The organism is Mycolicibacterium palauense (assembly GCF_002592005.1).
Taxonomy (GTDB): Bacteria; Actinomycetota; Actinomycetes; order Mycobacteriales; family Mycobacteriaceae; genus Mycobacterium; species Mycobacterium palauense.
The window spans coordinates 1-9,343 of record NZ_NVQF01000135.1 but is presented as its reverse complement, the minus strand read 5'-3'; the positions used below and the strand labels follow the sequence as shown (position 1 = coordinate 9,343).

Sequence of the window (9,343 nt, the reverse complement as noted above, 5' to 3'; positions counted from 1 at the left end):
CGGGCGGGGCGCCGCCTTCACGGGCTTCGGGTACTTCGGGGGCTTCCGGTACTTCGGGGGCCTCCGGTACTTCAGGAGCGGGTTCGGGCGCGGCTACGGGTTCCGCTCCGGGCGCAGGGGCCGGCGGGACCGGCGGGACCGGAGGCGCCGGCGGAGCGGCGGGCGGGGCTTCGGTGTCCGGCTCGGGCAGGCGCACGTCGGCGATGGGACGTTTCGGCGCGTCCCGGGGAATGGTCGCGTCGTCGCCGACCGCTGGCAGTCCCGAGGTGTCCAGCCCGCCCCGGGGCGGCTGCGTGGGCGGTGCGGGCGCGGTGGGCGCCGACTGGCTGAAGGTGATCCCCGAGGAGGCCGTGTAGCCCCCGGAGCGGTCGACCTGTTTCGGGGCGTCGGCCGGCGCCTGGGTCAGACTGATGCGCCGCCGGCGGTAGCGCAGCAGCCCGACGACGACCAGTGCGGCGATGAGCAGAACGGCGATGACCGCGATGGCGATCCACAAACCCTGGGACACCCGGCCATTGTTCCAAAACCGGCGCCGGGCACCGACGGGCCCCGGGCGGCGACGGGTCCGGGACCCGTCGGCGGCGGGTGTCTAGTGCGCCGCGGCGCCGGCCAACTCCTGGCCGCGCATGCGCTGGGAGATCACCTGGGTGATCCCGTCCCCCTGCATCGTCACCCCGTAGAGCGCGTCGGCGATCTCCATCGTCGGCTTCTGATGGGTGATCACCAGCAGCTGCGAACGCTCACGCAGCTGCTCGAACAGCCCGAGCAGCCGGCGCAGGTTAACGTCGTCGAGCGCGGCCTCGACCTCGTCCATCACATAGAACGGTGACGGCCGCGCCCGGAAGATCGCCACCAGCATGGCCACCGCCGTCAGTGACTTCTCCCCACCGGACAGCAGCGAGAGCCGTTTGACCTTCTTGCCCGGCGGGCGTGCCTCGACCTCCACACCGGTGGTGAGCATGTCCGCGGGGTCGGTCAGCAGCAGTCGCCCCTCGCCGCCGGGGAACAGCGAGGCGAACACCTGGGAGAACTCGCGCTCGACGTCGGCATAGGCCTCGGCGAAGACCTGCAGAATGCGGGCGTCGACCTCCTCGACCACGTCGAGCAGGTCCTTCCGCGCCGCCTTGACGTCCTCCAGCTGGGTGGACAGGAAGTTGTAGCGCTCCTCGAGCGCGGCGAACTCCTCCAATGCCAGCGGGTTGACCCGGCCCAGCTCGGCCAGCTCCTTCTCGGCCCGCTTGGCCCGGCGCTGCTGGGTGGCCCGGTCGAAGGGCATCGGCGCCGGCATCGTCACCTGCTCGCCGCGTTCCCTGGCCTGCTCGTATTCGGCCATCTCCAGTTCGCTCGGGGGCAGCGCGACATCGGGGCCGTACTCGGCGACCAGGTCGGCCCCGGCCATCCCGAACTGGTCGAGCACCATCTGCTCAAGCTGCTCGATGCGCAGCGCGGCCTGGGCCTTGGCGACCTCGTCACGGTGCAGCGAGTCGGTCAGGGCCGCGATGCGGGCGTTGAGGGTGTCGGCCTCTTCGCGGACCGCCGACAGGGCGGCGATGCGTTGCCGGCGTTCGGCGGCCAGCTCGTCGCGAGTCGCCGAGGCGACGGCCACCGCCGCGGCCAGCCGCTCGGCCACCCTGCGCCCCGACTCGGCCACCGCGGCGGCCACCGCCGCGGCGTGCTCCCGGGCGGCCCGAGCCCGCTGGGCCCGTTCCCGGGCCTCGCGCTCGGCCGTGGCCGCGCGCCGCAGCGAGTCGGCCCGGCCGCGCACCGCATTGGCGCGTTCCTCGGCGGTGCGCACCGCCAGCCGGGCCTCGACCTCGGTGGCGCGCGCCGTCTCGGCCACCGCCATCAGGCGTTCGCGGTCGACCGGCTCGGCGGCGACCTCGCCGGGCGTCTCCTCGGCGTTGTGCAGGCGTGTCTCCAGTTCGCCGAGCTCGGCGACGGTCTGCTGACGGCTGGACTCCAGTTCGTCGCGCTGCCGGATCTGGCGCTGCCACTCGATCTCGGCGTTGCGGGCCTCCTGGCCGAGGCGTCCGAGCTGTTCATAGATCGCCGAGATGGCGGCGTCGGACTCGTTGAGCGCGGCCAGGGCCTGTTCGGCGGCGTCCTGGCGGGCGGCCTGCTCGGCCACCGCGCCCGCCAGCGCCGCCGTGAGTTCGCCGGCCTGGGTCTCCGCGGCGGCCAATTCGGCCCGGGCCTTGTCGATCTCCGAGGTGATCTCCAGCGTGCTCGGCCGGCGATCGGAACCGCCGCTGACCCAGCCGGCGCCGAGAAGATCACCCTCGACGGTCACGGCGCGCAGATCGGGGCGGCCGGTCACCGCCTGGAGCGCGGCGTCCAGATCATCGACGACGACCACGTCGGCGAGCAGCGCCGTCAGCGCACCTCGCAACCGGCCGGGCACCTCGACGAGGTCCAGCGCCCGGCGCGCCCCCTCGGGCAGCCCGGCGGAGGGCTCGCCGTCGGCCCGCCGGTCGGGCACCGGCCAGTCACCGAGCATGATGGCGGCACGACCGCCGTCGGCCTCCTTCAGCGCCGCCACCGCCGCGCGGGCGGCCCCGAAATCGTCGGCGGCCACCGCGTCGGCGGCCGCACCGAGAACGGCGGCCAGCGCCGTCTCGTATCCGGGGCGCACCTTGACCAGTTTGGCGACCGATCCGAAAAGGCCCGCGGTGCTGCGATTCTCCACCAGCCAGGCGGCGCCGTCCTTGCGTTCCAGCCCGACCGAGAGCGCCTCGATCCGGGCGTGCAGCGAGGCCACCTGGCGTTCGGCGGCCCGTTCGGCGGCCTGCAGTTCGGTCACCCGCTCATCGGCGAGCCGCAACGCGGCCACGGTGCGGTCGTGGTGGTCGTCGAGGCCGACTTCGCTCTCGTCGAGCTCGCCGACCCGGCCCTGGACGGTTTCGAACTCCGCCTGTGCGGCCTCGGCGCGGGCGCCGGCCTCCTCGATGCCCTCCGACAGCCGCGCCACCCGCTCGTCGATGGATTCCACCCGGGCCCGCATCGTCTCGACCTGACCGGACAGCCGAGCCAGGCCCTCGCGGCGATCGGCCTCGGCCCGGACCGCGGCCAGATGGGCGCGTTCGGCCTCGGCGGCCTCCCGGTCGGCCTCGGCCAGCTCCGCGCGGGCATCGTCCAACCGGGCGCGGGCCTCCTCCAGTTCCGCCAGCAACTGCCGTTCACGCTCGGCGATCTCCTCGGCCTGGGCGTCGAGTTCGTCCGGGTCGGGGCCGCCGGAGCTGACGGGCTCGGTGCCCAGGTGGTCGGCACGCTCGGTGGCGATGCGCACCGTGGCACTGACCCGCTCGGCCAGCGCCGACAGCCGGAACCAGGTCTGCTGGGCCTGTTCGGCGCGCTCGGTCAGGCTGGCCACCGCCGTTTCGTGGGTCGCCAACGCCTCGGTGGCCACCGCCAGCCGCGTGGAGGCCTCGTCGTGCTCCTGTCGCAGGGTGGCCTCGGCGCCACCGACCCCGTCGAACTCGGCCTGGCGGGCCACCAGATCGTCGGCGGCCAGCCGAAGCCGGGCGTCGCGCAGGTCGGCCTGGATCGTCTGGGCGCGGCGGGCCATCTCGGCCTGGCGGCCCAGCGGTTTGAGTTGGCGGCGCAGTTCGGTGGTCAGGTCGGTCAACCGGGCCAGGTTCGCCGACATCGCATCCAGCTTGCGGACCGCCTTCTCCTTGCGTTTGCGGTGCTTGAGCACACCGGCGGCCTCCTCGATGAAGGCGCGGCGGTCCTCCGGGCGCGATTCCAGGATCTGCGACAGCCGGCCCTGGCCGACGATGACGTGCATCTCGCGACCGATGCCGGAATCCGACAGCAACTCCTGGATGTCCATCAGGCGGCAGCTGTTGCCGTTGATCTCGTATTCCCCTGCCCCGTCGCGGAACATCCGGCGGGTGATCGACACCTCGGAGTACTCGATCGGCAGCGCGTTGTCGGAGTTGTCGATGGTGACGGTGACCTCGGCGCGCCCCAGCGGCGCGCGCGAGGACGTGCCCGCGAAGATGACGTCCTCCATCTTGCCGCCGCGCAGGGTCTTGGCCCCCTGCTCCCCCATCACCCAGGCCAGCGCGTCGACGACATTGGACTTACCCGAGCCGTTGGGGCCGACCACGGCGGTGATACCCGGCTCGAACCGCAGAGTCGTCGGCGACGCGAAGGACTTGAAGCCCTTCATCGTCAGACTCTTGAGGTGCATGGCGTGCCAGCGTACCGGCGGCGGTCAGCTCAGCGTTCGCGGAAGCCCTGCATCGGTTCCGTGTCGTGCGACCAGTCCGCGACGACGTTGTCGACGCGGCCGGGCGTCGTGCCGCCACTCAGCAGGCCCAGCAGGTTCTCACACGCCGGCCGGGGCCCCTGGGCGACCACCAGCACACGGCCGTCGGGGCGGTTGCTGGCATAGCCGGTCAGGCCCAGCTCCAGGGCACGGGAGCGGGTCCACCAGCGGAAACCGACACCCTGGACGTGGCCGTGCACCCAGGCCGTCAACCGGACCGGGGGCCGTTGCCCGCCGGCGTCGCCGCCGGTCATGAACGGTTGTCCTCGATCTCGAAGACGATCTCGGCGCCGGCCTTGAGGGTGCGTCCCACCGTGCACACCTGGTCGATGGCGCGGTTGGCGACGACGTGCACCCGCTCGGCGTCGGCGTCCGAGAGCCCGGACAGGTCCAGTTCCATGCTCTCGTCCAGCCTCGGGTAGCGCTCCTGGTCACGGTCCGCCGGTCCGGAAACCCGGATCCTGACCCGATAGGCGTCGCCGAGGCGGCGGGCGATCGGATGATCACTGGCCATCCCGCTGCACGCCGCGAGCGCGATCTTGAGCAGCTCGCCCGGGGTGAACACACCGTCGACGTCGGCGGAGCCGATCTGCACCTCCGCCCCGCGTGAGCTGTGTCCCACGTAGCGTCGGGTGCCGGTCCGGTCCACCCACAGTTCGGTCATGGTTCTCCTCTTGTCCCCGTCTGAATTGTCGCCGTCCGTCGCCGGTTGTCGAGTCGGCCAACCCCCTCGACCCCCTCAAGCCCCTCAAGCCCCTCAACTCCTTGGACGCGGCTGGCATTTCGGGCAGTAGAACGAGGAGCGGTTCATGAACTTCTCGCGGCGCATCACCGCGCCGCAGCGCCGGCACGGAAGGCCCTCCCGACCGTAGGCGTCCAGTGAGCGGTCGAAGTAGCCCGACTCGCCGTTGACGTTGACATACAGCGAGTCGAACGACGTGCCACCCTGGGCGAGGGCCTCGCGCATCACCTCGGCGGCGGCCCCGAGCAGCCTCGACAGCGCCGGCCGGCTCAGCTTCTCCGCCAGCCGGGCACCATGGATCCTCGCGCGCCACAACGCCTCGTCGGCGTAGATGTTGCCGATCCCCGAGACCACCGTCTGGTCGAGCAGCTGACGCTTGATCTCGGAGTGTTTGGAGCGCAGCAGCCGCACCACGGCGTCGGGGTCGAACCGGGGGTCGAGCGGGTCGCGGGCGATATGGGCCACCGGCTCGGGGACGGCGCTGCCGTCGACGTCGAGGAGGTCGGCCAGCAGCCAACCACCGAAGGTGCGCTGGTCGACGAAGCTCAGGACGGTGCCGTCGTCGAGGCGTGCGGCGATGCGCACGTGATCCCGGCGGGGCACCGCTCCGAGCAGCATCTGCCCGCTCATCCCCAGGTGCACCACCAGCGCCTGGTCGGGCCGGCCCGGTTGGTCACCGCCGGAGTCGAGCAGCAGCCACAGGTACTTGCCCCGCCGGTCGGCACCCACGATGCGGGTGCCCAACAGGCGCGCGGTCAGATCGGCCGGTCCGGCCTCGTGGCGACGCACGGCACGCGGATGGTGTACCCGCACGGCGGTGATGGTCCGGCCGGTCACGTGTGCGGCCAGGCCGCGGCGGACCACCTCGACTTCGGGGAGTTCGGGCATCGGGACGCGCTCAGTCTGCGTCGATGGCGGCCCAGGCGGTGGCCGCCGCCCTCTGCTCGGCCTCCTTCTTCGAGCGGCCGACACCGGTGCCGTACTCGATGTTCATGACCACCACCGTGGCGGTGAACTGCTTGTCGTGGTCGGGGCCGGTCGAGCTGATCAGATACGACGGGACGCCCAGGCCGCGGGCGGCGGTCAGTTCCTGCAGGCTGGTCTTCCAGTCCAGTCCCGCCCCCAGGGTCGGGGCGGTGTCCAACAGCTGCGCGAACAGCCGCAGGATCACCTCCCGTGCGGTGTCGATGCCGTGTTCGAGGTAGATCGCGCCGAGCAGCGATTCCATCCCGTCGGCCAGGATGCTGGACTTGTCGGCGCCGCCGGTGTTCATCTCGCCGCGGCCGAGCAGCAGGTAGGCGCCCAGCCCGTCGCCGGCCAGACCGCGCGCCACGTCGGCCAGCGCCGCGGCGCTGACGATGCTGGCGCGCAGTTTGGCCAGGTCACCCTCGGACCGGTCCGGGTGCCGGTGATAGAGCTCGTCGGTGATGGTCAGGCCCAGTACGGCGTCGCCCAGGAACTCCAGGCGTTCGTTGGTGGGCAGGCCGCCGTTCTCGTAGGCGTAGCTGCGGTGGGTCAGCGCCAGGGTGAGCAGTTCGTCGGACAGTCCGACCCCGAGTGCGTCCAGCAGCGGCCGGCGCTCGCCGGTCACCGATCCTCCCGCCGGTCGTCGCCGGTACCGGGTTCGCCGGGCAGGAACCTGGCCAGTTTCGCCCACCGCGGGTCGAGCACCTCGTGGTGGTGACCGGGCTCGGCGGTGGCCAGCGGGACTCCGCAGTGCGGGCACAGGCCCGCACAGTCGGGACCGCACACCGGCGCGAGCGGCAGTTCCAGGCCGACGGCGTCGATCAGGGCCTGTTCGAGATCGACGGCGTGATCGACGACGTGGCCGACCTCGTCCTCCTCGGTGGTGGCCTCGGTGGTGCTGTCGGGATAGGCGAACAGTTCGGTGAGCTCGACGGTGACCGAACCCTCGGTGGGAGACAGGCAGCGGGAGCACTCCCCGACCGTGGGCGCGGACACGGTGCCGGTGACGAGCACCCCCTCGGACACCGATTCCAGACGCAGATCGAGGTGCAGCGGCGCACCCTTGTCGATGGCGATCATGTCCAGACCGATGCGCAACGGACTCGGCACGGTCTCGGTGACGGTCATCATCGCCCCGGGCCGCCGCCCCAATCTCGCGATGCTGATCTTCAGCGGACTGGCGGCGGACATGGGCTTGATTCTACGGCGATTCGCCGGCGCGACCGAAGCGGACTTATGCGTCGGCGCGGCGGTGCGGGGACCGGGCGTGGCGGGTTGTGCGCGTCAGCGCTGCGCGTAGTCGTGGGTGCCGGCGGCGGTGCGCAGCTGGTGGCGGCCGCGGTTGACCGAGCGCAGGGTGCCGTTGAGGTACTCCTCGAACTCCGCGAGCTTGCTGTCGACGTAGATGTCGCACTCCCCGCGCATCCGGTCGGCCTCGGCGTGGGCGGAGTCGATCAGGCGGGTGGCTTCGGCGTTGGCGGCCGTCACGACCTCGGTCTGAGAGACCAGCCGCTGCTGCTCCTTGATGCCCTCCTGCACCGCCTTCTCGTAGGAGATGTTGCCGCTCTCCACCAGGCGGTCGGCTTCGGCCTTGGCGCGGCTGACCGCCGCCTCGTAGTCGCGCTTGGCCGACGCGGCCAGGCGATTGGCCTCCTCGTGGGCCTCGCCGACCATCCGGTCGCAGTGCTGGCGGGCCTCGCTGACCATCCGGTCGGCCTGGGACTTGGCCTCGGCGAGCAGGCGGTCGGCCTCGGCGCGTGCGTGCCCGAGGGTGGAGTCGGCCTCGGCGGTCGCGGAGGCGACCATGGTCTCCGAGTGCTGCTTGGCGTCGCTCAGCATTCCGTCGCGGGCATCGAGCACATCCTGGGCGTCGTCGAGCTCTCCCGGGATCGCGTCCTTGATGTCGTCGATGAGTTCGAGGACATCGCCCCGGGGCACCACACAGCCGGCCGTCATCGGCACGCCGCGGGCTTCCTCGACAATGGCACCCAATTCGTCGAGCGCTTCAAAAACTCGGTACACGGCGCATCCTCCAGGCCTCGTTGTTGTTACTAGTGTGCCTGGTGTTGCGCCTGTGACCAGGCTTTTGCGGCCCGGTGTGTCGCGCGCTCAGCGCTGCAGCTTGGCCTGCAACCGCTCGTTGACGGCGTCGGGCAGCAGTTCGGAGACGTCACCGCCGAGCGAGGCGACCTCCTTGGCCAACGAGGACGACACGAACGAGTACCGCGGCGTGGTGGCCACGAAGAAGGTGTCCACCCCGGCCACGTGCCGGTTCATCTGGGCCATCTGCAGCTCGTACTCGAAGTCGGTCCCGGTGCGCAGCCCCTTGACGATCGCGGTGAGGCCCCGGTTGCGGACGAAATCCACGACCAGGCCCGAACCGGTCTCGGCCCGCAGGTTGGGCAGATGCGCGGTGGCCTCGGAGATCATCTCGATCCGCTCGTCGGGGGTGAACATCCCCTTCTTGTTCGGATTGACCAGGACCGCCACCACCACCTCGTCGAACTGGGCCGCGGCCCGTTCGAACACGTCGATGTGGCCGAGGGTGACGGGATCGAAGGACCCCGGGCAGACGGCGCCACTCATGGCTGTCGACCGTAGCAGCAGCGCCGACGGCACGGCCAGCACCGTGCCCGGCCCGCGCGGGCGATCAGGGGCCGGCGAACTCGGCCGTCTCCAACCGGGTTCCGCCGTAGCGTCGCTCCCGCCAGGGGGCCCAGCCCGGTGGCCAGGACAGCGGCGCCGATTCCGCTGCGCGTTCGATCACGGCAATGGTTCCCTCTGCGGCCCAACCATTTTCAGTAACCAACTGGATGACCTGACGCAGCCCGGAGGTGGGCAGGTCGTAGGGCGGGTCGGCGAAGACCAGGTCCACCGGCGCCGAAGCGCGGTGTGCCAGCACCGCGTTCACCGGGGCCCGGTGCACGGTCGCGCCCGGCAGGTCGACAGCGGCGATGTTGCGCGCCAGCACCGCCGCGGCGCGCTGGTCGGACTCCACGAACTGCGCTGCCGCCGCACCGCGGGACAGCGCCTCCAGTCCCAGCGCCCCGGAGCCGGCGTAGAGGTCGAGCACCGTCAACCCGGTGAAGTCCAGGCGCGCGGCCAGCACGTTGAACAACGATTCACGCACGCGGTCGGTCGTCGGCCGGGTCCCGCGGGAGGGCACGCTGAGCGGTCGGCCGCCGACGGCGCCGGCGATGATGCGGGTCAACCGATGACGGCCAGGAGGTCGCCGCCTTCGACCTGGGTGGCGGTGGTCAGGGCGACACGCGCCACGGTGCCGGCGGTGGGGGTGGTGATCGCGGCTTCCATCTTCATCGCCTCGATGGTGGCCACGGTCTGCCCGGCCTCGACCGCCTCGC

Annotated in this window: 10 protein-coding genes and 1 pseudogene; all 11 read right to left on the bottom strand. The window is 71.7% G+C overall.

The features are described from left to right. Positions 1-508: pseudogene (locus CSR00_RS28335) on the bottom strand (flagellar biosynthetic protein FliQ); the annotation flags it as partial. 81 nt (positions 509-589) lie between these two features. Then, the gene (gene smc / locus CSR00_RS28330; RefSeq protein ID WP_099025699.1) at positions 590-4,195 is read right to left on the bottom strand and encodes a chromosome segregation protein SMC; all 3,606 of its coding nucleotides are present in this window, start codon (positions 4,193-4,195) and stop codon (positions 590-592) included. A gap of 29 nt (positions 4,196-4,224) precedes the next feature. Continuing rightward, positions 4,225-4,527: an acylphosphatase gene (locus CSR00_RS28325; protein WP_099025698.1), complete on the bottom strand. Its 303-nt coding sequence runs from the start codon at positions 4,525-4,527 to the stop codon at positions 4,225-4,227. Further along, positions 4,524-4,937 (bottom strand): OsmC family protein, encoded by a 414-nt coding sequence (locus CSR00_RS28320; RefSeq protein ID WP_099025697.1) that lies wholly within the window; start codon positions 4,935-4,937, stop codon positions 4,524-4,526. The genes CSR00_RS28325 and CSR00_RS28320 overlap by 4 nt, the downstream gene beginning before the upstream one ends. A gap of 93 nt (positions 4,938-5,030) precedes the next feature. Beyond that, the gene (mutM, locus tag CSR00_RS28315; RefSeq protein WP_099025696.1) at positions 5,031-5,903 is read right to left on the bottom strand and encodes a bifunctional DNA-formamidopyrimidine glycosylase/DNA-(apurinic or apyrimidinic site) lyase; all 873 of its coding nucleotides are present in this window, start codon (positions 5,901-5,903) and stop codon (positions 5,031-5,033) included. 10 nt (positions 5,904-5,913) lie between these two features. After that, positions 5,914-6,606, bottom strand: a complete 693-nt coding sequence (gene rnc / locus CSR00_RS28310) for a ribonuclease III (RefSeq protein WP_099025695.1) — start codon at positions 6,604-6,606, stop codon at positions 5,914-5,916. Further along, a complete protein-coding gene (locus CSR00_RS28305; protein WP_099025694.1) occupies positions 6,603-7,172 on the bottom strand; it encodes a YceD family protein in 570 nt (189 codons plus the stop codon). Before CSR00_RS28305 ends, rnc begins: the two co-directional genes overlap by 4 nt. A gap of 93 nt (positions 7,173-7,265) precedes the next feature. Next, positions 7,266-8,003 carry a cell division protein SepIVA gene (gene sepIVA / locus CSR00_RS28300; protein WP_099025693.1) on the bottom strand — a complete coding sequence of 246 codons (738 nt, stop codon included), beginning with the start codon at positions 8,001-8,003 and terminating at the stop codon, positions 7,266-7,268. 87 nt (positions 8,004-8,090) lie between these two features. Then, positions 8,091-8,567 carry a pantetheine-phosphate adenylyltransferase gene (gene coaD / locus CSR00_RS28295; protein ID WP_099025701.1) on the bottom strand — a complete coding sequence of 159 codons (477 nt, stop codon included), beginning with the start codon at positions 8,565-8,567 and terminating at the stop codon, positions 8,091-8,093. A 64-nt stretch (positions 8,568-8,631) separates the two neighbouring features. Further along, positions 8,632-9,192 (bottom strand): 16S rRNA (guanine(966)-N(2))-methyltransferase RsmD, encoded by a 561-nt coding sequence (rsmD, locus tag CSR00_RS28290; protein WP_099025692.1) that lies wholly within the window; start codon positions 9,190-9,192, stop codon positions 8,632-8,634. Next, positions 9,189-9,343, bottom strand: a 155-nt coding sequence (locus tag CSR00_RS28285; RefSeq protein ID WP_141564515.1) for a biotin/lipoyl-containing protein, incomplete at its 5' end; no start/stop codon positions are given. The genes rsmD and CSR00_RS28285, both read right to left, overlap by 4 nt.

What these genes read in the sequence shown, in the direction of transcription:
- coaD (WP_099025701.1), bottom strand. Translation starts at nt 8,567, where the DNA reads ATGAGTGGCGCCGTCTGCCCGGGGTCCTTCGATCCCGTCACCCTCGGC.
- CSR00_RS28320 (WP_099025697.1), bottom strand. Translation starts at nt 4,937, where the DNA reads ATGACCGAACTGTGGGTGGACCGGACCGGCACCCGACGCTACGTGGGA.
- mutM (WP_099025696.1), bottom strand. Translation starts at nt 5,903, where the DNA reads ATGCCCGAACTCCCCGAAGTCGAGGTGGTCCGCCGCGGCCTGGCCGCA.
- CSR00_RS28325 (WP_099025698.1), bottom strand. Translation starts at nt 4,527, where the DNA reads ATGACCGGCGGCGACGCCGGCGGGCAACGGCCCCCGGTCCGGTTGACG.
- smc (WP_099025699.1), bottom strand. Translation starts at nt 4,195, where the DNA reads ATGCACCTCAAGAGTCTGACGATGAAGGGCTTCAAGTCCTTCGCGTCG.
- CSR00_RS28305 (WP_099025694.1), bottom strand. Translation starts at nt 7,172, where the DNA reads ATGTCCGCCGCCAGTCCGCTGAAGATCAGCATCGCGAGATTGGGGCGG.